This window comes from Streptomyces sp. NPDC026092 (assembly GCF_040638605.1).
Classification (GTDB): Bacteria; Actinomycetota; Actinomycetes; order Streptomycetales; family Streptomycetaceae; genus Streptomyces.
Map to the genome: position 1 here is coordinate 39120 of NZ_JBEZYN010000018.1, position 22192 is coordinate 61311.

The following is a 22192-nucleotide window of genomic DNA, read 5'->3' on the forward strand; positions in this document are numbered from 1 at the left end:
GCCGATCAGAACACCGGCACACCGTCCCGGGTCAGCCTCCAGCCCACCGAAGCGAACTGACCCGGGTCGATCGCCCCCTTCGCCTTCACCCACTGAATGATCGTGTTACGGATCTCGTCCGAATTCGCCCACAACTGCGGCGCCCCCGCCACATGCGGAAACGCCCCGCCACCACTCGCCCGGTAGTTGTTCACCGCGAACACGAACCGCGCCGCCGGATCCACCGGCCGCCCGTCGTACGACAGATTCACGATCCGCTCACCCGCCGGCCTCGCGATGTCGATCTCGTACGTCACCCCGTACACGGCGTCGTAGTTGTAGTCCGGTATCCCGTCCGCGTTCGTCAGCTTCGCCGTATCCACCGGCGCCCCCGCCGCGGTCCGCACGTAGTACCGCGCCGAGAACTCCAGATAGTCCTTGAGCTGCGCCCCCGTCAGCAGCCGCGCCTCCAGCGTGTTCTCGAAGACATACAGCCCCGCCGCGTCCCGAATCGTCACCCGACCGGCCGGAATCGCCGCCGTACGCGAGAAGCACGACGCCTGCGACAGCACCGGCAGCGCCCCGTACTCACCACCCGCGAGCGCCGCCCGCACCGTCTCCGCCTGGACGTGGTTGATCAGATCGATGATCGGCTCGTCCTTCCACGGCGCCTCCACCGTCGCCATCGTCGCGCTGGACGAACCGATCACCTGATTGACGTACGCCACGACCTTCTTGTGCTCGTCCGCGAGCAGCCCCACGATCTCCGGATCCTCCTCCACCGCGTTGGAGTTCAGAACCCGCGCACCGACCTTCTCCACCACCCAACGGCCCTTCGACCACACCAGGTCGAAATCGAAGAGCGTCAGCCGCTGCCCCCACTTCAACGGCTCCGACAGCACCACGTCCTTCCCCGACACCTTGTTCCTCACCCGGTACTCGGGAATCTCCGTGTGCGCATGCCCCACCAGGATCGCGTCGATACCCGGAACCTGCTCCGCCACCAGACCGGCCGCGTTCTCCACGTACGGAAGCTGATCACCGTACGACGACGTCCCACTGGACCCCGAATGCGCCGACACCACGACCACATCGGCCCCCATCGACCGCAGCTTCGGCACCCACTTCGCGGCCTGCTCCTCCAGACCCGGGAAGACCATCCGCCCGCTGACATTGGCCTTGTCCCAGATCGCGATCCCCGGATTCGTCAGCCCGAGCACCGCCACCCGCACATCCCGCCCGCACGGCGTCCGCAGCCGATGCATGCTGTACGGCGCAAACGCCGGCCGCAGCGTCTTCGCATCGAGCGCGTTCGCACCCAGCAGCGGGAAATCACACTGCTCCTCGAACTTCCGCAGCACCGGAATGCCGTAGTTGAACTCGTGATTGCCGAGCGCCGCCGCGTCGTACCCGATCGCGTTCATCGCCTGAGCCATCGGATGGACCGGACCCCGGCGCGCGGTGATCGGGTCGACCTTCGCGTAGTAGTACGACAACTGAGTGCCCTGGATCGTGTCACCCGCGTCGATGAGGAGCGTGTTGCGCCGCCCCTTCTCCGCACGCACCTGATCGACCAGCGTGGAGATCTTCGCGAGGCCGACATCGTTGTGCGCCTTGTCGTCGAACTCCTTGTCCGTGAAGTAGTCCCAGTTGAAGACATTGCCGTGCAGGTCCGTCGTACCCATCACGGTGAAGGAGTACCGCCGGGCCGGCCGGGGGCGAGCTCCGTGCGCCTGCGCGGGGGCGGCGGCCACCCCCGTGGCGAGCGTGGCTCCGGCCCCGACGGCGACGGAACTCTCCAGAAACGTCCGACGGTTCAACGACATGCGATCTCCTAGATCCAGTGGGGTGGCAGGCGCCCGGGCGCACAACGCGCGTAGATTCTGGCCCCACCCACCCCACCCGCAACAGAGGTTTACGGCGCCGAAGTGGGAAAGTGGCACGACCCACACCAGCCGACACCGGCACCAGGGAGCCAGCCATGACCACCCCCCACCCGACTCCCCACCCGACCCCGGAGGCACCCCAGGTCGCCGTCCGCGGCGAAGCCCGACTCGACGTCGACCCCGAGATCGCCCACATCTCCGTCACCCTCAGCGCCCGCGGCACCGACCGCGCCGCCACCCTCGCCGACCTCACCCGCCGCAACACCCACACCCTCGACCTCATCAAGTCCTACGGCGAAGCCATCGAGAAGCTGGAGACCGGCGCCTTCTCCATCACCCCCGAACCCAGCAAGCACGGCCGCGGCGAACGCGTCCGCGCCTACCAGGGCCACGTCCACCTCACCGTCGAACTCGCCGACTTCACCGCACTCGGCGAACTCACCACCCGCCTCGCCGACCTCGACCTCACCCGCGTCGACGGCCCCTGGTGGGCCCTGCGCCCCGACTCACCCGCCTACGCCGAAGCCCGCCGCACCGCGGTAGGGGAGGCGGTCCAGCGCGCCCGCGCCTACGCGGAAGCCCTCGGCACCACCCTCGTCGCCCTCCTCGAACTCTCCGACACCGAACTCGCCCCACCCTCACCCCTCGGAGGCCGAGGCATGCGCATGGCCGCGTTCGCCGCCGAATCCGCCGACGTACCCCCGCCCCTCGACCTGGAACCCCAACGCCAGTCCGTCACGGCAGAGGTCGTCGCCCGCTTCACGATGGCCCCACCACAGCTGTAGGCAGCGGCCCACAGGGGGCCTCCCGGCCCCCTGAAACGCTCATCGGAGCACCCGCCCGCACAGATTCAAGACTTGTCAATAACCTTTCACGCAAAGGTTGTTGAACGGCCATGCCCGACCCCTCAACTACCCGCCGGTAAGGCCTAGGCTCGAACCATGCGCCGAGCGAAAATCGTTTGCACCCTGGGGCCCGCCACCGACTCGTACGACCAGATCAAGGCACTGGTCGAAGCCGGAATGGACGTCGCCCGCTTCAACCTCAGCCACGGCACCTACGCCGAACACGAGGAGCGCTACCACCGCGTACGCAAGGCCGCCGACGAGACCGGCCGCAGCATCGGCATCCTCGCCGACCTTCAAGGCCCGAAGATTCGCCTCGGCCGCTTCCGTGAAGGCCCCGTACTCCTTGAACGCGGCGACGACTTCACGATCACCGTAGAAGACCACGAGGGCGACCGCACCACCTGCGGCACCACCTACAAAGGCCTCGCCGCCGACGTCACCACCGGCGAACGCATCCTCGTCGACGACGGCCGCGTCACCCTCGAAGTCACCGCAGTCGACGGCCCCCGCGTCCACACCCGCGTCGTCGAAGGCGGCATGGTCTCCGACCACAAGGGCCTCAACCTCCCCGGCGTCGCCGTCTCCGTCCCCGCCCTCTCCGAGAAGGACATCGACGACCTCCGCTGGGCCCTGCGCACCGGCGCCGACATCATCGCCCTCTCCTTCGTCCGCAGCGGCCGCGACATCGAAGACGTCCACCGCATCATGGACGAGGAAGGCCGCCGCCTCCCCGTCATCGCCAAGGTCGAGAAGCCCCAGGCCGTCGACGCCATCGACGACATCGTCGCCGCCTTCGACGGCATCATGGTCGCCCGCGGCGACCTCGGCGTCGAAATGCCCCTCGAACAGGTCCCGATCGTCCAGAAGCGGGCGATCAAACTCGCCAAGCGCAACGCCAAGCCGGTCATCGTCGCCACCCAGATGCTCGACTCCATGATCGAGAACTCCCGCCCCACTCGCGCCGAAGCCAGCGACGTCGCCAACGCGGTCATCGACGGCACCGACGCCGTCATGCTCTCCGGCGAGACGAGCGTCGGCCGCTACCCGATCGAAACGGTCCGCACGATGGGCCGCATCGTCGAGGCGGCAGAAGAAGACATCTTGGCCAAGGGCCTCCCCCCGCTGACGGAACGCAACAAGCCCCGCACCCAGGGCGGAGCGGTCGCCCGAGCAGCCGCCGAGATCGGCGACTTCCTCGGCGCGAAGTTCCTCGTCGCCTTCACCCAGTCCGGCGACACGGTCAAGCGCCTCTCCCGCTACCGCTCACCCATCCCCCTCCTCGCCTTCACCCCCGACCCGGCGACCCATGCCCAGCTCACCCTCACGTGGGGCGTGGAGACCTTCCTGGGCCCGCACGTCGACTCCACGGACGCGATGGTCGCCCAGGTCGACGAGGAACTCCTCCGCATCGGCCGCTGCAAGAAGGGCGACACGGTCGTCATCACCGCCGGCTCCCCGCCCGGCGTCCCCGGCTCGACGAACCTGGTCCACGTCCACCACATCGGCGACCCGGTCACCCGAACCCCCTGACCGTGGTTCAGGACTTGGGCCCGACATGGAGGTCCATGAGCGCGACGGAGGCTCGGCGGGCGACGGAGATGTTCTGAGCGGTACGGGACTGATGGGCGCTCTTCCATTCGACGCCGACACGGTCGAGGGCGGCGGTGAAGAGCCCGATGATGTCGGCGGACGTGTTGGTGAAGAAGTACCGGGGGTACTCGTACCGCTTCATGCGGCCGCCGATGATCTTCTCGGTCCAGTTGGTGATCCGACAACCGTCGGAGTGGATGAGCCCTCGGATCAGCGCCCACGGGTGTTCGGTCACGATCTGTTGCTGCCACGGCGCGAGCACGATGGGCCGCTCGTGCTTCTTCCCAGGGCTGTGCTGCGGGAAGAGGCACTTCCAGTGGCGGCCGTAGCTGGTGACCGCGACGCATCCCTGCTTCTGCAGGATGTAGGCCGTTCCTTCGGGCCGAACGGCCAAGATCGCCGCACGGCACGCCTCAATCAGTCCCGGCCAGGCATCCGCGCAGGCGATGCGGAGGTGGTGGCCGCCCCGGGGGTGTTCGCTGATGCAGCCGTCACCCAGATACAGCCCGAGCAGGTAGGAGTACGCGGCCGCATCGTCCGGCAATCCCGGCACCGGACGGCACCTCACGCACGGCGCGGCCTGCGCTCTGAGGCGAGGGAGAGGTTCAAGTCGCGTTCCCCAGGCGCGTAACGCGGCTCGGGAGATGCCCGTCTGCTTGCTGACAGAGTTGAGGCTGCGGCCGTCGGACAAGAGGCTTAGCGCGTGCTTGCGCGTTGCGAGGTCGTACATGAATGCGAGCGTGGCTGCGATGATCGATGGGCGCATCGGAATCGAAGCTATGTTCACCGATGTGAGTGAACGACCGCCACCCGCGGCACGACCTTGGAATCGAAGGAAAGTGCCCCAGGTGGGATTCGAACCCACACTGTCCGCTGTTTGAGAGCGGCCTCTCTGACCAGTTGGAGTACTGGGGCCTTAGAAAGGTAGGGCCAGATGGGCCCTGCGGATCACCACCTTACAGGAGCTAGGTAGGCTCAGGGGAGCAGTACCGCCCCGCAACGAGGAGCCCCCGTGACCGCCCCCGAGTCGCCCCAGCCCGCCGCCGACGACGCCGACGCGTCGCACGTTCCGCCGCTGACGACCCGTGTCGTCATCGCCGAGGACGAGGCTCTCATCCGCATGGACCTCAAGGAGATGCTCGAAGAAGAGGGGTACTCGGTCGTCGGCGAGGCCGGCGACGGGGCGCGGGCCGTCGAGCTCGCTCGGGAGCACCGGCCCGACCTCGTCATTCTGGACGTGAAGATGCCCGTCCTGGACGGCATCTCAGCCGCTGAGAAGATCGCGGGCGAGTCCATCGCCCCGGTTCTCATGCTCACCGCCTTCTCGCAGCGCGACCTCGTGGAGCGTGCTCGGGACGCGGGGGCGATGGCGTATCTGGTGAAGCCGTTCAGCAAGAGCGATGTCGTGCCGGCGATCGAGATGGCGGTGTCGCGGTTCGCGGAGCTGCGGGCGCTGGAGAAGGAGGTCGCGGACCTCTCTCAGCGGCTTGAGACGCGGAAGCTCGTCGACCGGGCGAAGTCGATTCTTCAGACGCAGTACGGCTTGACGGAGCCCGCCGCGTTCCGGTGGATCCAGAAGACGTCGATGGACCGGCGGATGTCGATGCAGCAGGTCGCGGAGGCGGTCATCGAGGACGCCGAGGAGAAGAAGGCGGCAAAGGGCGGCCAGTAGCAAGGTGTACGAGCATGAGAAGGCCCGCCCCACATCCTTGTGGGGCGGGCCTTCTGCCTGTGGGGCGGGCCGGGCTACTCCTCGCCGAGGTACGTCTTGCGTACGTCGTCGTTGACCAGGAGGTCCTGGCCGGTGCCGGAGAGCTTGATGGTGCCGACCTCCAGGACGTAGCCGTAGTCCGCGAGGGACAGGGCTGCCTGGGCGTTCTGCTCGATGAGCAGGATGGTCATGCCTTCGGCCTTGAGGGTGGCGATGGTCTCCATGATCTTCTGCATCATGATCGGGGAGAGGCCCATGGAGGGCTCGTCGAGCATGAGCAGCTTGGGCTGGGACATGAGGGCCCGGCCCATGGCGAGCATCTGCTGCTCACCGCCCGAGAGGGTGCCGGCGGCCTGCTTGCGACGCTCGCCCAGGATGGGGAAGAGGTCGTAGGCGCGCTGGATGTCCTTCTCGATGCCGTCCTTGTCCTTGCGGAGGAAGGCTCCGAGCTGGAGGTTCTCGGCGATGGTGAGCTTGGGGAAGATGTGCCGGCCCTCGGGGGAGTGGGCCATGCCGAGGGAGACGACCTTGTGGGCGGGGATGCCGTTGAGGACCTGGCCGTCGAAGGTGATCTTCCCGCTGGCGGGCTTGATGAGGCCCGAGAGGGTCCGCAGGGTGGTGGTCTTCCCCGCTCCGTTGGTGCCGATCAGGGAGACGACCTGGCCGGCCTCGACGGAGAAGGAGATGCCCTTGACGGCTTCGATCTTGCCGTAGGCGACCCTGAGGTCCTCGACCTCGAGAAGTGCGGTCACTTGGTGTCTCCTTCGGTGGTGCTGTCCGCTGCCGGAGCGTCGGCCTCGGGGGCGTCGGCTTCGGTGGCCTCCGCCTCCGGGGTGTCGGCTTCGGTGGCCGCCGCCTCCGGGGTCTCGTCGGCGGGGGCTTCGGAGGCCGGGGCCTCGTCGGCGGAAGCGGCTTCCGCTTCCGCGTGTGCCTCCGCCGCCTCGACCTCGGCGACTTCCTCCGCGCCCGGGGCGCCCTCGAAGGGGGTGCCGAGGTAGGCCGCGACGACGCGCTCGTCGCCCTGGACGACCTCTGAGGTGCCTTCGACGAGCTTCTCGCCCTGGACGAGGACCGCGACCCGGTCGCACAGGTTGAAGATGAACTTCATGTCGTGCTCGATGACGAGGACGGCGATGCCCTTGTCGCGGATGGCGAAGACGAGTTCCTCGGTGGCGCGGGTCTCGTTCTGGTTCATGCCGGCGGTCGGCTCGTCCAGGAGGAGCAGGCCGGGGTCGCTGGCGAGGGCGCGGGCGATCTCCAGCTTGCGCTGTTCGCCGTAGGGCAGGTTGCGGGCGAGGTGTTCGGCCTTGTGCTCGAGGCCGATGAACTGCAGGAGTTCCATGGCTCGTGCGCGGGAGGCGACTTCCGCCTTCTTGAAGCCGGGGCCGCGCAGGAGCGCGGACCAGAGGCCTTCCTTGGTCCGGGTGTGGCGTCCGACGAGGACGTTCTCCAGGACCGTCATGTTGGAGAAGAGGCGGATGTTCTGGAAGGTGCGGGCGATGCCGGCCTTGGTGACGAGGTGTGGCTTGGGCGGCAGCACCGTGCCCTTGTAGCTGACCTGTCCCTCGGTGGGGATGTACAGGCCGGTCAGGCAGTTGAAGAAGGTGGTCTTGCCGGCGCCGTTGGGGCCGATGAGACCGACGATCTCGCCCTCGCGGACGGTGAGGTTCACGTCGCGTACGGCGGTGAGTCCGCCGAAGCGCATGGTGACACCGCTGGCGTCGAGGACCGTGGCGGCGGTGGAGGCCGCTGCCGTGTTTTCCGTGGTGGTGGTCGTCGTCATGGCGTTCACGCACCCGCCTTCGAGGTTCCGACGATCGGGTCGGCGGGCGGCCGCTGGTCCGGTACGTCGATCTTGTCGGCGCTCTCCTCGTGCTCGTGGTACTCGAGCTGGGCGCGCCGGTTGGGGATGAGGCCCTCCGGGCGGAAGCGCATCAGCAGGATGAGCGCGAGGCCGAACGCGAGGAGCTGGAAGTCCTTGAGGAAGGCCAGCTTCTCGGGGATGAGGAAGAGCAGCGCCGCGCCGAGGAGCGGGCCGCGGATGGTGCCCATGCCGCCGAGGATGACGGCCGCGAGGAGGAATGCGGAGTTCGGGGCGACGGGGCCGGCGAACACGTACATCTCGGGGAGGACCGTGCCCTGGAAGTGGGCCTGGACCGTGCCGGCGACGCCGGCGAGGGTGGCGCCGAGGGCGAAGGCGATGAGCTTGACCCGGAAGCCGTTGATGCCCATGGCGGTGGCGGCGGTCTCGTCCTCGCGGATGGCGACCCAGGCGCGGCCGATGCGGGAGTCCTGTGCCCGGCTGAAGACCAGGACGACGAGGACCATGACGAGCAGCATCAGCAGGTAGTAGTTGGCGTAGCTGCCGAGTTCCACGCCGAGGATGGTGTGGGTCTCGCCGAAGTCGTAGCCGAAGATGTTCAGGGCCGGGATGTTCGGGATGCCGTTGGGGCCGTTGGTGATCTGGGGTCCGTTGTCGCCGTCCATGTTGTTGACGGTGATGCGGAAGATCTCTCCGAAGCCGAGCGTCACGATGGCGAGGTAGTCGCCGTGCAGCCGGAGGGTCGGTGCGCCGATGATGACGCCGAAGATCAGCGAGGCGAGCGCTCCGATGATCATGGCGGCCCAGAACGGGAGCTCGATGTCGAGCGCGGAGGCCGTGGATCCGGAGACGAGGGCGGCGGTGTAGGCGCCGACGCCGAGGAAGGCGACGTATCCGAGGTCGAGCAGGCCGGCCAGGCCGACGACGACGTTCAGTCCGAGGGCGACCGTGGCGAAGATGAGGATCTGCACGGCGATCACGGTGAACGTGTCGGTGGTCTGGGTGAAGGGGAAGACGGCCGCGGCGGCGAAGGCCGCGACGGCGGCGATCTGCTTGTTCTTCGACGCGATGGCCGAGACCCGGCCGATGAGACCGGCCTTGTTGAGTCCGGCGGCACCGAAGCCCACGAGGAGCAGGTAGCCGATGAACAGCTCGGGGTATTCGGTGGAGATGCCGTAGGTGACGGCGTACATGCCGATCGCGAAGGCGACGACGATCAGCAGGATCTCGGCCCAGGAGGGGATCTCCTTGGGCTTCGCCGGCTTGCGGGAGTCGTCCTTGAGCGCGAACGCGGCCAGCGGGACGAGCGTGGCGACGGCGGCGATGAAGCCGCCGGGCTCCAGGTGGGCGAGGCCGCCGAGCTGGGCCGCGATGGCGATGACGGTGTACCAGGTGGTGCCGAGCACGCCGAGGGCGAGGAACTGCAGTGCCTTGCTGGAGCCGGCGGGGGTGAGCCAGCGCAGGCCCTTGACGCCGAGCCCGGAGAGGGCGAAGAGCGTCAGGAGGAGGCCGCCGACGAGGGTGAGGACCTGGAGGCCGCCGGGGTAGCCGGTGACGGTGAGGTCGCCGGGGAATTCGGAGGTGTAGGTCCAGGCGAGGAAGGTGCTCGCGACGGTGACGAGGCCACCGGCGGCGACGATCCAGTGGAGGAGGCCGGGCGCCTTGGCGGCGTCGGTCTTGGCCGGCGTCGGGGACGCTGCGGGCGTCTCCGGGGTGTCCGGCGTCTCGGGGGTGGTGAGATCGGTCGTCATCGCGATCACGCCCTGTCCGCTGTGCGCTGTCCGAGGAGACCTTGTGGTCGGAACAGGAGCACGAGGATGAGGAGGGAGAAGACCCAGATGTCCTTCCAGGCGCCGCCGCCGAACTGTGCCATCCCGGGGATGTGTTCGACGTAGGCGATGGAGAGGGTTTCGGCGAGTCCGAGGACGACGCCGCCGATCATGGCGCCGTAGATGTTGCCGATGCCTCCGAGGACGGCTGCGGTGAAGGCCTTGAGGCCGAGCAGGAAGCCCATCTCGAAGCGGATCTGGCCCTTGTCGAGGCCCTCGGCGACCGCTGCGACCGCGGCGAACGCGGCGCCGATGGCGAAGGCCATCACGATGATGCGGTCGGTGTTGATGCCCATCAGCTTCGCGGTGTCCGGGTCCTGTGCCGTGGCCTGCATGGCGCGGCCGCTGCGGCTCTTCGAGACGAAGAGGCCGAGGGCGAGCATGCACGCGGGGGCGGCGACGAGGACGAACGTGTCGGCGCGGGAGATCGACAGGCCGTCGAAGATCTCGAAGGGTCCGCCCTGGAACTCGGGGAAGGTGACCTTGCTCTTGGCGCCGGGGTAGAAGCCCCAGATGAGCTGCTGGAGCACGATCGACAGACCGATGGCCGTGATCAGGGGGGCGAGCCGGGGGGCGCCGCGCAGGGGGCGGTAGGCGAAGCGTTCGGCGGCGGTGGCGACGGCCACGGAGACGACCGCGCCGCCTATCAGCATGATGGGGATCGCGATGACGAGGGCGGTGCCCTCGGGCAGGATCGTGTATGCCGTGAGCGCGCCGAAGCCGCCGACCATGAAGATCTCGCCGTGGGCGAAGTTGATGAGCTGGACGATGCCGTAGACCATCGTGTAACCGATGGCGATGAGACCGTAAAGGGCCCCGAGGGCAAGGCCGTCGGCCAGCTGTTGCGGCAGTTCGTTCACCGCAGGGCCTCCGATGAGCGTGTCGGATATGACTCCGCGCGAGGGCGCTGTTTGCGCCCTCGCGCGGCTTGGTTCATTTGGTGCGTGGTGCTGTGCGGGGCTGTGCGGGGGTCAGTCCTGGAAGGTCTCGGACTTGACGTCGACCCAGGCGCCGTTCTTGACCTGGTAGACGGTGAGCTGCTTGTTGGTCGTGTCGCCGTACTGGTCGAAGGAGACCTTGCCGGTCACACCCTCGAAGGAGACCTTGGACATGGCCTCGGTGACCTTGGCGCGGGCGTCGTCGGGGAGCTTGCCGTTGTTGGCGGCGACGACGGCCTTGACGGCCTGGATGATGGACCACGCGGCGTCGTAGGAGTAGCCGCCGTAGGCCGCGTACGGGTCCTTGTAGCCGGCCGCCGAGTAGTCGGCGATGAACTTCTTGGCCGTCGGGAGCTTCTCGACGGGGAAGCCGACCGAGGTGGCGAGGTCACCGTCGTTGGCCTCGCCGGAGGCCTTGATGAACTCGGGGTCGTAGATGCCGTCGCCGCCCATGGTGGGGATCTTGGCGCCGGCCTTCTTGACCTGGTCGGAGAGGAGGCCGCCCTCGGGGTACTGGCCGCCGAAGTAGACGGAGTCGGCGCCCGAGCCCTTGATCTTGTTGGCGGTGGAGGAGAAGTCCGTCTCCTTGACCGTCACGGAGTCCGTGCCGACGACGGTGCCGCCGAGGCGCTTGAACTCGTCGGAGAAGATCGCGGCGAGGCCGGCACCGTAGGTCTGCTTGTCGTTGACGACGAAGACCTTCTTCTTGCCGGCGTCCTTGAACAGGTAGTTCGCGGCGAACTTGCCCTGGATGACGTCGGTGGTGGCGGTACGGAAGTAGGTCTTGAAGGGGCGCTTGAAGTCGCCCTTGCCCCAGTTGTCGCCCTGGGAGAGGGACGGGTTGGTGTTGGCCGGGGAGACCTGGGTGAGGTTGGCCTTGTCGAAGTCGGCCTGCATCGACTGGGAGACGCCGGAGTTCAGCGGGCCGACGACGCCGAGGACGTCCTTGATGCCGACGAGCTTGGTGGCGTTGGCCTTGCCGGTGGCCGGGACGGCCTGGTCGTCGAGGGCCTCGATCTTGAAGGTGACGCCCGGGACCTCTTTGTTCTTGTTGGCGGTCTGGACCGCCAGGTCCACGGAGTTCTTGATGCCCTGACCCAGCGCGGACAGCGAGCCGGTGAGCGGCGCGTCGACACCGATGACGACGGTCGTGCCGCCGGCGGAGTTGTCGGACCCGCCCTTGTCGTCGCGCGAACCGCAGGCGGTGAGGGTGAGTGCTCCCGTGGTGACCACGGTGGTGAGGATGAGCAAGGAACGGTTGCGCACGATGAATCCTTTCCCTGGCGCGGCCCCCTCGAGCTGAGGCGGTGCCGTGAAGCGTGGAGCTGGAGGTGCCGTTTGTGAATGCCGGGCCGTACTGGGGATGACTGGGTGGTGCAGGGCCGTGCAGTGGACGCGCCCGGCGGCGCGGTGACTGGCCGTGACTCTAAGCGCAGGTGGGGGAGGTGGGGAGCGGGGAGGTCAGGATGTGACTGTCTTGTTATCGCGAGGGGGAGAGGAGGTGGACAGCGGGTGGGCAAACTGGGGCAAACAGGTCAGCAAGCCGGTGTTCACATAGTGAGAACGCCCAGTTCCGCTAAGGGGCTTGAGCGGATCATGCTCCTGTCGGCCCGCTCGCGGAGGTCTCCGGATATCGGACAGTCACTCAAACGTCAGCGGACGGAACGCTGAGTGCAGCGCTCCGCTTCCTCCTCGCACCGACGTCACGGAGCGTTACGGAGGGGGCTTCCAGTTCTCCGAGCTCCCGGTCGCGCCGTTCGCCGCCGCGCACCGTCTTCGGGTCTCCTCGTCGGTGAACGAGACCGCCGCTTCGCGCCCGGCGGCGCGCTCCTTCGCACGGGCGAGCGCGAGGACGTCGTCGTGGATCACCAACTGCTCGTTGGAGAGCCCCTTCTGCTCCCAGTCGAGCCCCGCCCACTCGCTCCCGACCAGGGCTTCTTTGACCCAGTACGCGACGAGATCGACGCAGAGGTCCACGGGGGATCGGGCGGTGGGTGAAGGGGTGGGTGAGGCGGTGGCGGAGGGGCGGGCGTCGGGGCCCGCGCGGGGGTCGCCGTCGGTGCAGCCGGGGAGCGCGGCGAGGGCGCACGCGGCGGCGCCGGTGCGGAGGGTGACGCGGAGGGTGCTCGTGACCGTCGTGCGCGCCGGAAGCCCCATGGCGGCGACGCTAGTGGATGGCCCGTGCTCGACACAACGGGCCTTGATGCCGGGCGAGTTGGAAGGTCCGGGACATGAAACGGCCCGGGACATGAAACGGCCCGGGCCATGAAACGGCCCGGGACATGAAACGGCCCGGGACATGAAACGGCCCGGGACATGAAACGGCCCGGGACATGAAACGGCCCGGGACGGTCATGACCGTCCCGGGCCGCGCTGGAAGCCCTTCGCGGGCTGGGGGCTCAGGCCCCGGCGTCGCTGCCGCCCGTGTTCGGGAGGTTGCCGGCGTCCTTGGCGGTGACCTCGCGGAGCAGGCAGGTGAGGCGGGCCGTGCAGACCCGCTTGTCCTGCTCGTCGGTGATCACGATCTCGTACGTCGCCGTGGACCGGCCGCGGTGCACCGGGGTCGCGACACCCGTCACGAGGCCGCTGCGGACGCCGCGGTGGTGGGTGCAGTTCAGGTCCACGCCCACCGCGATCTTGGAGATGCCGCCGTGCAGCATGGAGCCGACCGAACCGAGGGTCTCGGCGAGGACGGCGGAGGCGCCGCCGTGCAGCAGACCGTACGGCTGGGTGTTGCCCTCCACCGGCATCGTGCCGACGACCTTGTCCGCCGAGGCCTCGAGGATCTGCACGCCCATGCGGTTGCCCAGGTGGCCCGCCGAGAACAGGGCGGGCAGGTCCACGCCGAGCGCGGCGTACTCGTCGAGGACCTCCTGCGGGAACTTCACGTGCTGCTGCTCGCCCATCGGCCCGGCTCCGTTCGTCTTCGTACTGCGTACGTCGTCAGTGCGTGCCTGAGCAAACGCTTAGGCGAGGGGAGATTGTTCCAGACGGTCCGGGCCGTGGGGTGGTCACCCCCGGTAACGGCCGCCGGCCACCCCGCCCCGGTCGCCGGCCCGGGGCCGGTCCCCCTACCCCGCCGGCTCCAGCCGGACGATCACGGACTTGCTGGCGGGGGTGTTGCTGATGTCCGCCGTGGAGTCGAGGGGCACGAGGACGTTGGTCTCCGGGTAGTACGCGGCCGCGCAGCCCCTGGCCGTCGGGTAGTGGACGACCCGGAAGCCGGGCGCGCGCCGTTCGGCGCCGTCCTTCCACTCGCTCACGAGGTCGGTGTACGCCCCGTCCGCGAGGCCGAGGGCGGCCGCGTCCTCGGGGTGGACGAGGACGACCCGGCGGCCGCCCTTGATGCCGCGGTAGCGGTCGTCGAGGCCGTAGATCGTGGTGTTGTACTGGTCGTGCGAGCGCAGGGTCTGCAGGAGCAGCCGGCCCTCGGGGACCGTCGGGTACTCGACGGGCGCGGCGGTGAAGTTGGCCTTGCCGGTCGTGGTCGGGAAGCGGCGCTCGTCGCGCGGCGCGTGCGGGAGGGCGAAGCCGCCGGGGGAGGCGGCGAGGCGGGCGTTGAAGTCGTCGAAGCCGGGCACCACGCGCGCGATGCGGTCGCGGATCGTGGCGTAGTCCTTCTCGAACTCCTCCCAGGGCGTGGCCGATCCGGCGCCGAGGACGGCGCGGGCCATGCGGGCCACGATCGCGGGCTCGGAGAGCAGGTGCGGGCTTGCGGGCGGCAGGTTGCCGCGCGAGGCGTGGACCTGGCCCATCGAGTCCTCGACGGTCACGAACTGCTTGCCGCTGCTCTGGACGTCCTTGTCGGTGCGGCCGAGCGTGGGCAGGATCAACGCGCGCGTGCCGGTGACCGCGTGGGAGCGGTTCAGCTTGGTCGAGACGTGGACGGTGAGCCGGGCGCGGCGCATCGCCGCCTCGGTGACGTCGGTGTCGGGGGTGGCTCCGACGAAGTTGCCGCCCATGGCGAAGAAGACCTTCGCCTCGCCGTCGCGGAGCGCCTGGATGGAGCGGACCACGTCGAAGCCGTGGTGGCGCGGCGAGACGATCCCGAACTCCTTGTCCAGGGCGTCGAGGAAGGCGGGCGCGGGCCGCTCGAAGATGCCCATGGTGCGGTCGCCCTGCACGTTCGAGTGGCCGCGTACGGGGCAGACGCCCGCGCCGGGGCGGCCGATGTTGCCGCGCAGCAGAAGGAAGTTGACGACCTCGCGGATCGTGGGCACGGAGTGCTTGTGCTGGGTGAGGCCCATCGCCCAGCAGACGATGGTCCGCTTCGAGGCGAGGACCATCTCCAGGGCCCGCTCGATCGCGGTGCGGTCGAGGCCGGTCGCGGCGAGCGTCTCGTCCCAGTCGGCGGCGCGCGCGGCGGCGGTGAACTCCTCGTACCCGTGGGTGTGCTCCCGTACGAACTCCTCGTCGACCGCGCCCGGGGTCTCCAGGACCAGCTTGTTGAGGAGGCGGAAGAGGGCCTGGTCGCCGCCGATGCGGATCTGGAGGAAGAGGTCGGTGAGCGAGGCGCCCTTGAGGAGGCCCTGCGGGGTCTGCGGGTTCTTGAACTTCTCCAGGCCCGCCTCGGGCAGCGGATTGACCGAGATGATCTTCGCACCGGCGGCCTTGGCCTTCTCCAGGGCGGAGAGCATCCGGGGATGGTTCGTGCCCGGGTTCTGTCCCGCGACGACGATCAGGTCGGCCTGGTGCAGGTCTTCGAGGGAGACGCTGCCCTTGCCGATCCCGATGGTCTCGTTGAGCGCCGAACCGGAGGACTCGTGGCACATGTTGGAGCAGTCCGGCAGGTTGTTCGTGCCGAACTCGCGGGCGAAGAGCTGGAGCAGGAACGCGGCCTCGTTGCTGGTCCGCCCGGAGGTGTAGAAGAGGGCCTCGTCGGGGGAGGAGAGGGCGGTCAGCTCCTCGGCGATGATCGCGAACGCCCGCTCCCAGGTGACCGCCTCGTACCGCTCGGCGCCCTCCGGCAAGTACATGGGCTGGGTGATGCGGCCCTGCTGGCCCAGCCAGTACCCGCTGCGGCGCGCGAGGTCCGCCACCGGGTGCGCGGCGAAGAAGCCCGGGGTCACGCGGCGCAGCGTCGCCTCCTCGGCGACCGCCTTCGCCCCGTTCTCGCAGAACTCCGCCACGTGCCGCTTGTCGCCCTCGGGCCAGGCGCAGCCGGGGCAGTCGAAGCCGTCCTTCTGGTTGACCTTGAGCAGGGTCCGCGCGGTGCGCCGCACGCCCATCTGTGCCTGGGAGATCCTCAGGGTGTGCGCGACGGCGGCGAGGCCGGCGGCGGCGTGCTGCGGCGGCTCGACCTGCGGCGCGTCCTGGACCGGGTCGCCTGCGGGGGGCTTGCTGACCATCGCGCTCTCCCTTGAGCGGTCATGTGTGGCGTACGCCTTCGATCCTGTCACGGGCCACCGACAGCGTGTGCCCGAGGGCTGCTGTGGGCGGGATTGTCAGTGGTCCGTGGCAGGATCGTGTCCGTGGCTGATACAGCATCGAAGAAGACCGAAGAAACCCGTCCGCGCCTGCTCCTCATGGACGGGCACTCCTTGGCGTACCGGGCGTTCTTCGCGCTGCCCGCGGAGAACTTCACGACCGCGACCGGACAGCCGACGAACGCCATCTACGGCTTCGCGTCGATGCTGGCGAACACGCTCCGCGACGAGGCGCCCACGCACTTCGCCGTCGCGTTCGACGTGTCCCGCAAGACCTGGCGGTCGCAGGAGTTCCCGGAGTACAAGGCGAACCGCTCGAAGACCCCGGACGAGTTCAAGGGGCAGGTGGAGCTGATCGGCGAGCTGCTCGACGCGATGCGCGCGCCGCGGTTCGCGATCGACGGTTTCGAGGCCGACGACGTCATCGCCACGCTCGCCACGCAGGCCGAGGCGGCCGGCTTCGAGGTCCTGATCGTCACGGGCGACCGGGACTCGTTCCAGTTGATCTCGGACCACGTGACCGTGCTGTACCCGACGAAGGGTGTCTCCGAGCTGACCCGGTTCACGCCGGAGAAGGTCCAGGAGAAGTACGGCCTCACGCCGCAGCAGTACCCGGACTTCGCGGCGCTGCGCGGCGACCCGTCGGACAACCTGCCGGGCATCCCCGGTGTCGGTGAGAAGACCGCGGCGAAATGGATCAACCAGTTCGGTTCCTTCGCGGAGCTGGTCGAGCGCGCCGAGGAGATCAAGGGCAAGGCCGGGCAGAACTTCCGGGACCACCTGGAGGCGGTCAAGCTCAACCGCGTCCTGACGGAGATGGTGCGGGACGTCGAGCTGCCGAGCACCGTCCAGGACCTGGAGCGCGTGCCGTACGACCGCACGGCCGTCGCGATGGTCCTCGACACCCTGGAGATCCGTAACCCGTCGCTGCGCGAGCGGCTGCTCGCCGTCGACCCGGGCGCCGGCGAGGAGCAGGCCCCGGCGCCCGCCGCCGGTGTGGAGCTGGACGGTTCGGTCCTCGGCGCGGGCGAGCTCGCCCCCTGGCTGGCCGAGCACGCCACGAAGCCGCTGGGCATGGCCACGGTCGACAGCTGGGCGCTCGGCACGGGGAACGTGGGAGAGATCGCGCTGGCCGCCGCCGACGGCGCCGCGGCCTGGTTCGACACGACGGAGCTCGACGAGGCCGACGAGCAGGCCTTCGCCGCCTGGATCGCCGACCCGGACCGGCCGAAGGTGCTGCACAACGCCAAGGGCGTGATGCGGGTCTTCCCCGAGCACGGCTGGAGCGTGGCCGGTGTCGCCATGGACACCGCGCTCGCCGCGTACCTCGTCAAGCCGGGCCGCCGCTCCTTCGCGCTCGACGCGCTGTCCCTGGAGTACCTCGGCCGTGAACTCGCCCCGGCGTCCGCCGCCGACGGCCAGCTCGCCTTCGGCGCCGACGACTCGGCGGAGGCCGAGGCCCTGATGACGCAGGCCCGGGCCGTCCTCGACCTCGGTGGCGCCTTCGAGGAGAAGCTCGGCGAGGTCGGCGCCCGCGAGCTGCTGCACGACGTGGAGCTGCCGACGTCCGAGCTTCTGGCCCGCCTGGAGCGGCACGGCATCGCCGCCGACCGGGCCCATCTGGAGGCCATGGAGCAGCAGTTCGCCGGCGCGGTGCAGCAGGCCGTGAAGGAGGCGCACGCCTCGGTCGGGCACGAGTTCAACCTCGGCTCGCCCAAGCAGCTCCAGGAGGTGTTCTTCGGCGAGCTGAACCTGCCGAAGACGAAGAAGACGAAGACCGGGTACACCACGGACGCCGACGCGCTGGCGTGGCTGGCCGGGCAGACCGAGCACGACCTGCCGGTGATCATGCTCCGCCACCGCGAGCAGGCGCGGCTGCGGTCCACGGTCGAGGGCCTGATCAAGACGATCGCCGCCGACGGCCGCATCCACACCACCTTCAGCCAGACCGTCGCCGCAACCGGCCGGCTCTCCTCCACCGACCCGAACCTGCAGAACGTGCCGGTGCGCACCGACGAGGGCCGGGCGATCCGGCACGGCTTCGTCGTCGGCGAGGGCTTCGAGTCCCTGATGACGGCGGACTACAGCCAGATCGAGCTGCGGGTCATGGCCCACCTCTCCGAGGACGAGGGCCTCATCGAGGCGTTCACCTCCGGTGAGGACCTGCACACCACGGTCGCCTCGCAGGTCTTCGGCGTCGAGCGGTCCGCCGTCGACGCCGAGATGCGGCGCAAGATCAAGGCCATGTCCTACGGCCTGGCGTACGGCCTGTCGGCCTTCGGCCTCTCGCAGCAGCTGAACATCGAGGCGGGCGAGGCCCGGGCCCTGATGGACACCTACTTCGAGCGCTTCGGCGGGGTACGGGAGTATCTGCGCCGCGTCGTCGACGAGGCGCGCGCCACGGGCTACACGGAGACGATGCTGGGCCGCCGCCGGTACCTGCCGGATCTGAACAGCGACAACCGCCAGCGCCGTGAGGCCGCCGAGCGGATGGCGCTGAACGCGCCGATCCAGGGCACGGCGGCGGACATCGTGAAGGTCGCGATGCTGAACGTGGACCGGGCGCTGGGCGAGGCCGGTCTCGCCTCCCGCATGCTGCTCCAGGTCCACGACGAAATCGTCCTCGAAGTGGCCCCGGGCGAGCGGAAGAAGGTCGAGTCCCTGGTCCGCGAGCAGATGTCCGCGGCCGCCTCGCTGCGCGCCCCGCTCGACGTCTCCGTCGGCGTGGGCGCGGACTGGGAGTCGGCGGCCCACTGACGGCCCGGATCGCTCACGGTCCCGGCGCGCCGCCGGGACCGTGAGCGGGCGCGGCGGCGCTTGCGCCAAGGGGACCAGTCCGGGGGCGCTCCCGATCGGGCCGCTCCCGAGACTGGGGGCATGACCAGGAGCCGCCGTCCCCGTCCGCGCAGCAGCCGGCTCGTCCTCGGCGCGCTGGGTGTCCCCGGCCGCGACCGCCGTCCACCAGCGGCTCGCCGACGGCGCCGCGGCGCGCGGGTCCACGCCGGAGAGCTCGATCAGCGAGATCCCGGACGGGAGCGCTCCGGCTCACGACCCGCGGCCTCATGGGGCGCCGCCGGACGCGGGCGCGCTGCGCGCAGCCGCATCCCCGCCCCGTACAGCAGCAGGCCGACGGCGAGCCCCGCGCCGCCGCCGAAGCAGGCCGTCGGAATGATGTCCAGGGGCGTCTCGATCCGCCCCCAGTACGCGTACCAGCGCAGGCAGCGGTGCACGATCCCGGCCAGGACGCACGCGCCGACGAGCCCGCCGGCCAGCCATCGGCCCCGGCGGCTCAGGACCGGGACCTCGGCGGGCGGCGTCGCCCCGCCGGGGGCGGCCCGCAGCGCCCGTACCGTGAACCACACCAGCAGCAGGAGCGCCAGGGCCGATCCCCCGTACTGGAAGTACAGATAGACCGGGAAGCCGGCGATGATCTCGCCGAGGAACGGGAGCGCGCGGGTGCCCCAGCGGTCGAGATGGGTGAAGGAGTCCCACACCACGTGCGTCGAGGCGCCGAGCGCCGCCGACAGGCAGAACCAGGTGGCCAGCGGCAGGACCGGCCGGCCGCGCCAGGAGCCGCCCCGGACGAAGCCGTACACCCGGCTCTGCCGTCGGGCGGGCAGCAGGGCCACCAGCGGCTCACGCACCATCAGCCACACGGCCACCAGCGCGGCGGTGATCAGCAGATCGACCGTCAGGATGCCGACGGGGGAGTGCGTGACGCTCCCGAAGAGCATCGCTTCCGGTACCGCGGTCGCCGCGAAATAGGTCATGTCGGGCGCGAACGACCCCGCCACGAGCGCGGAGGCGATCAGCGGTCCGCGTCCGGTGCCGTCGCGGCGGATGCCCGGCAGCACCGCGGCGGCATGGCTGAGCGTGAACGGCATCGGAACTTCCCCCTCGTGTCCGCGCCGGCCCCGGACGTCTCCCACGGCGGCGGTCGGCGGTCACGCCCAGTATGCGGGAGCGATCTCAACCGGACCGTGGGCGACCAAGAGGTGACGAAAGCGTGAAACACGGTCAGGGCGCGGTGTCCCGGGGCCGGTCGGTGACATAGGGTCGCCTGAGGTCTCGCGCGGGGAGCGCGGGTGCAGTCGAGGGGGAGGGACCATACGTATGGCAGCGCAATTCGGCCGCCGTCTGCGCAGGGGAGCCACGAGCGGTGCCGTCGTAGCGGCGGCGGTGGCGGCACTGGCCGCCTCGCAGGCGCCCGGCGTCGTGCCGCCTCCCTCGGACAGCGCGGCCGGGGACCGGCCGGTCGGTGCCGGGGACGCGACGCCGACCCCGCCCGACGGTTCGGCCACCGGCGACTCGCCGTACTACACTGACCTGCCCCCGCTGAACACGCCGAACAAGCCCGGCACTTCCATAGACCTGCCGATCATCACCGGCCCCGCGGAGGCCGGCATACCCGCGTCCGTGCTCGCCGCCTACAAGCGGGCCGAGCAGTCGATCCGCTCCAGCGACCCCACGTGCAACCTTCCGTGGCAGCTGCTCGCCGGCATAGGCAAGGTCGAGTCCGGTCAGGCGCGTGGCGGCCGGGTCGACGCCAACGGCACCACCCTCTCGCCGATCCTCGGCCCGAAGCTCGACGGTGTCGGCTTCGCGAACATCTCGGACACCGACAACGGCGCCTTCGACGGCGACACGACGCACGACCGTGCCGTCGGCCCGATGCAGTTCATCCCCTCCACCTGGGCGACCTGGGGTCAGGACGCCAACGGCGACGGCCGCAAGGACCCCAACAACATCTACGACGCCGCCCAGGCGGCCGGTATGTACCTGTGCGCCAACAACCGCGACCTCGCGGTCAAGGCGGACCTGGACCGGGCGATCCTCAGCTACAACCGCTCGACCGAGTACCTGCGCACGGTGCTCTCCTGGTTCGAGTACTACAAGCGCGGCACCCACCAGGTCCCGGACGGCACGGGCGTGCTGCCCGTCGACCGCAGCGACACCCCGAGCACCGGCCCCTCGTCGAGGCCCACGCCGACGACGCCCGTCACTCCGTCGCCCAACCCGACCACGCCGAAGCCGAACCCGTCCAAGCCCGGTACCACTCCGCCGGTTACGCCGCCCGTCACCCCGCCGGCGGCCTCGAAGGTCGCCACGCTCAAGGACGCCGGCACCGGCACCCTGACGGCCACCGTCGGCAGCGTCTTCGCCGAGCGCCCGACGGTCGAGGCGCTGGACGCCGCGGGCAAGCCCGTCGCCGGAGTGGGTGTCCGCTTCGAGATCGTCGGCTCCACCGACGCCAACCTCGGTGGCGTGGCGAAGAGCGTCACCGTCCTCACCGGCCTCAACGGCCGGGCCGTCGCGCCGAACGTCCGGGCCGGCGAGCAGACGGGCACCTTCACGGTCCGGGCCACGGCCGTGGGCCGCAACACCGCGTCCGTCTCCTTCTCGGCGACCGTCACCGAGCGGCAGGCCGACAAGCTGGTCCGCGGCGACGCCACGGAGCTGACCGCCACCACGGGCGCCCGGTTCGCCGACCGCGTCCTGGTGAAGGCCACCCTCGACGGCGCCATCGCCTCCTCGGTGGGCCTGACCGCCACCATGATCAGCTCGGCGGAGGACCCGCAGCAGAACAGCAAGGGCCCGTACTTCAAGGACGCCGACGGCAACCCCGTCCGCGCCCTCACGGGCCTGAAGACGGACGCCTTCGGACTGCTCACCCTCCCCGACATCTTCGCGGACGACCAGGCCGGCACCTTCCTGCTCCGGCTCACGGCGCCCGGCGGCGGCTCCGTGACCGTCGAGCTCAAGGTCACCGCCCCGGCCCCGGAGCCCGAGCCGACGCCGACCCCGACCCCGTCCTCCTCGCCGACGACCTGAGTCACCGCCCGGCAGGCGCCCCCGACGGGCGCCTCGCCGCACGGCCGGTCGGTCCGCCGCCCTCCCGTCCACCCGGACGAGAGGGCGGCGCTCTGCGTTCTGAGTGCAACGTGTTCTCATCTCGGGCCCGCGTTGCTACGGTGCCCCAGCCCTGACGCCGCATCAGATCGAGCACCGGGAGGCCGACCATGCGCGCCCTCGTAGCCGCCGCCATCGGGCTGGTCCCAGTCCTCCTCGTGATCCTCCTTGTCTCCGCGGTCGACCTGCCGCCCGACGGGCCCACCTCGCCCAAGCCCCTCCTCACCGCCGACCCCGGCCCCAAAAAGTAGGA

General features: G+C 69.8%; 17 protein-coding genes and 1 tRNA gene. 6 read left to right on the forward strand and 12 right to left on the reverse strand.

The features are described 5' to 3' along the window. Positions 1 to 5: 5 nt before the first annotated feature. Positions 6 to 1805, reverse strand: a complete 1800-nt coding sequence (locus AB0F56_RS26665) for a 5'-nucleotidase C-terminal domain-containing protein (protein ID WP_362014156.1) — start codon at positions 1803 to 1805, stop codon at positions 6 to 8. 155 nt (positions 1806 to 1960) lie between these two features. Between AB0F56_RS26665 and AB0F56_RS26670 the strand changes: the two genes are divergently transcribed. Together AB0F56_RS26670 and pyk are read left to right on the forward strand one after the other, a co-directional pair. Then, positions 1961 to 2650 carry an SIMPL domain-containing protein gene (locus AB0F56_RS26670; RefSeq protein WP_362013966.1) on the forward strand — a complete coding sequence of 230 codons (690 nt, stop codon included), beginning with the start codon at positions 1961 to 1963 and terminating at the stop codon, positions 2648 to 2650. A gap of 156 nt (positions 2651 to 2806) precedes the next feature. Then, on the forward strand, positions 2807 to 4243 hold the full coding sequence (pyk, locus tag AB0F56_RS26675) for a pyruvate kinase (protein ID WP_362013968.1): 1437 nt from the start codon (positions 2807 to 2809) through the stop codon (positions 4241 to 4243). A 7-nt stretch (positions 4244 to 4250) separates the two neighbouring features. Here the strand turns inward: pyk and AB0F56_RS26680 are convergent, their stop codons facing one another. Together AB0F56_RS26680 and AB0F56_RS26685 are read right to left on the reverse strand one after the other, a co-directional pair. After that, positions 4251 to 5033, reverse strand: coding sequence for a transcriptional regulator (locus AB0F56_RS26680; protein WP_362013969.1), 783 nt, complete (start codon positions 5031 to 5033; stop codon positions 4251 to 4253). A 110-nt stretch (positions 5034 to 5143) separates the two neighbouring features. After that, a tRNA-Leu gene (locus AB0F56_RS26685) sits at positions 5144 to 5218 on the reverse strand. A gap of 97 nt (positions 5219 to 5315) precedes the next feature. Between AB0F56_RS26685 and AB0F56_RS26690 the strand changes: the two genes are divergently transcribed. Then, positions 5316 to 5975: a response regulator gene (locus AB0F56_RS26690; RefSeq protein WP_362013971.1), complete on the forward strand. Its 660-nt coding sequence runs from the start codon at positions 5316 to 5318 to the stop codon at positions 5973 to 5975. A 74-nt stretch (positions 5976 to 6049) separates the two neighbouring features. On the opposite strand, the gene AB0F56_RS26695 is transcribed toward AB0F56_RS26690, so the two are convergent. From AB0F56_RS26695 to AB0F56_RS26730, 8 genes are all read right to left on the reverse strand, one after another. Beyond that, on the reverse strand, positions 6050 to 6766 hold the full coding sequence (locus AB0F56_RS26695) for an ABC transporter ATP-binding protein (RefSeq protein WP_362013973.1): 717 nt from the start codon (positions 6764 to 6766) through the stop codon (positions 6050 to 6052). Further along, positions 6763 to 7797, reverse strand: a complete 1035-nt coding sequence (locus tag AB0F56_RS26700) for an ABC transporter ATP-binding protein (protein WP_362013975.1) — start codon at positions 7795 to 7797, stop codon at positions 6763 to 6765. Before AB0F56_RS26700 ends, AB0F56_RS26695 begins: the two co-directional genes overlap by 4 nt. 5 nt (positions 7798 to 7802) lie before the next feature. Continuing rightward, a complete protein-coding gene (locus AB0F56_RS26705; RefSeq protein ID WP_362013976.1) occupies positions 7803 to 9596 on the reverse strand; it encodes a branched-chain amino acid ABC transporter permease in 1794 nt (597 codons plus the stop codon). Continuing rightward, positions 9593 to 10525, reverse strand: a complete 933-nt coding sequence (locus AB0F56_RS26710; protein ID WP_362013978.1) for a branched-chain amino acid ABC transporter permease — start codon at positions 10523 to 10525, stop codon at positions 9593 to 9595. Before AB0F56_RS26710 ends, AB0F56_RS26705 begins: the two co-directional genes overlap by 4 nt. Positions 10526 to 10636: 111 nt before the next feature. Beyond that, complete coding sequence (locus AB0F56_RS26715) at positions 10637 to 11869, reverse strand: branched-chain amino acid ABC transporter substrate-binding protein (RefSeq protein ID WP_362013980.1); 1233 nt, start codon at positions 11867 to 11869, stop codon at positions 10637 to 10639. A 447-nt stretch (positions 11870 to 12316) separates the two neighbouring features. After that, positions 12317 to 12760, reverse strand: a complete 444-nt coding sequence (locus AB0F56_RS26720) for a hypothetical protein (RefSeq protein ID WP_362013981.1) — start codon at positions 12758 to 12760, stop codon at positions 12317 to 12319. A 242-nt stretch (positions 12761 to 13002) separates the two neighbouring features. After that, complete coding sequence (locus tag AB0F56_RS26725; protein WP_362013983.1) at positions 13003 to 13509, reverse strand: hotdog fold thioesterase; 507 nt, start codon at positions 13507 to 13509, stop codon at positions 13003 to 13005. A 165-nt stretch (positions 13510 to 13674) separates the two neighbouring features. Next, a complete protein-coding gene (locus AB0F56_RS26730; RefSeq protein WP_362013985.1) occupies positions 13675 to 15951 on the reverse strand; it encodes an FdhF/YdeP family oxidoreductase in 2277 nt (758 codons plus the stop codon). A 123-nt stretch (positions 15952 to 16074) separates the two neighbouring features. Here AB0F56_RS26730 and polA point away from each other — a divergent pair, with 123 nt between their 5' ends. Further along, positions 16075 to 18786, forward strand: coding sequence for a DNA polymerase I (gene polA, locus AB0F56_RS26735; protein ID WP_362013986.1), 2712 nt, complete (start codon positions 16075 to 16077; stop codon positions 18784 to 18786). Between the two features lie 257 nt (positions 18787 to 19043). On the opposite strand, the gene AB0F56_RS26740 is transcribed toward polA, so the two are convergent. After that, entirely contained in the window at positions 19044 to 19913 is an 870-nt protein-coding gene (locus tag AB0F56_RS26740) for a DUF4184 family protein (RefSeq protein WP_362013988.1), read from the reverse strand. 229 nt (positions 19914 to 20142) lie between these two features. Here AB0F56_RS26740 and AB0F56_RS26745 point away from each other — a divergent pair, with 229 nt between their 5' ends. Further along, positions 20143 to 21861, forward strand: a complete 1719-nt coding sequence (locus AB0F56_RS26745; RefSeq protein WP_362013989.1) for a lytic murein transglycosylase — start codon at positions 20143 to 20145, stop codon at positions 21859 to 21861. A gap of 188 nt (positions 21862 to 22049) precedes the next feature. Continuing rightward, on the forward strand, positions 22050 to 22190 hold the full coding sequence (locus tag AB0F56_RS26750; protein WP_362013991.1) for an SPW_0924 family protein: 141 nt from the start codon (positions 22050 to 22052) through the stop codon (positions 22188 to 22190). Positions 22191 to 22192 lie beyond the last annotated feature (2 nt).

Bases quoted from the DNA above. Each gene is read 5' to 3' on its own strand.
- AB0F56_RS26665 (WP_362014156.1), bottom strand. From the start codon at position 1,805: ATGTCGTTGAACCGTCGGACGTTTCTGGAGAGTTCCGTCGCCGTCGGG.
- AB0F56_RS26670 (WP_362013966.1), top strand. From the start codon at position 1,961: ATGACCACCCCCCACCCGACTCCCCACCCGACCCCGGAGGCACCCCAG.
- pyk (WP_362013968.1), top strand. From the start codon at position 2,807: ATGCGCCGAGCGAAAATCGTTTGCACCCTGGGGCCCGCCACCGACTCG.
- AB0F56_RS26680 (WP_362013969.1), bottom strand. From the start codon at position 5,033: ATGTACGACCTCGCAACGCGCAAGCACGCGCTAAGCCTCTTGTCCGAC.
- AB0F56_RS26700 (WP_362013975.1), bottom strand. From the start codon at position 7,797: ATGACGACGACCACCACCACGGAAAACACGGCAGCGGCCTCCACCGCC.
- AB0F56_RS26720 (WP_362013981.1), bottom strand. From the start codon at position 12,760: ATGGGGCTTCCGGCGCGCACGACGGTCACGAGCACCCTCCGCGTCACC.
- AB0F56_RS26725 (WP_362013983.1), bottom strand. From the start codon at position 13,509: ATGGGCGAGCAGCAGCACGTGAAGTTCCCGCAGGAGGTCCTCGACGAG.
- AB0F56_RS26730 (WP_362013985.1), bottom strand. From the start codon at position 15,951: ATGGTCAGCAAGCCCCCCGCAGGCGACCCGGTCCAGGACGCGCCGCAG.
- AB0F56_RS26740 (WP_362013988.1), bottom strand. From the start codon at position 19,913: ATGCCGTTCACGCTCAGCCATGCCGCCGCGGTGCTGCCGGGCATCCGC.
- AB0F56_RS26745 (WP_362013989.1), top strand. From the start codon at position 20,143: ATGGCAGCGCAATTCGGCCGCCGTCTGCGCAGGGGAGCCACGAGCGGT.
- AB0F56_RS26750 (WP_362013991.1), top strand. From the start codon at position 22,050: ATGCGCGCCCTCGTAGCCGCCGCCATCGGGCTGGTCCCAGTCCTCCTC.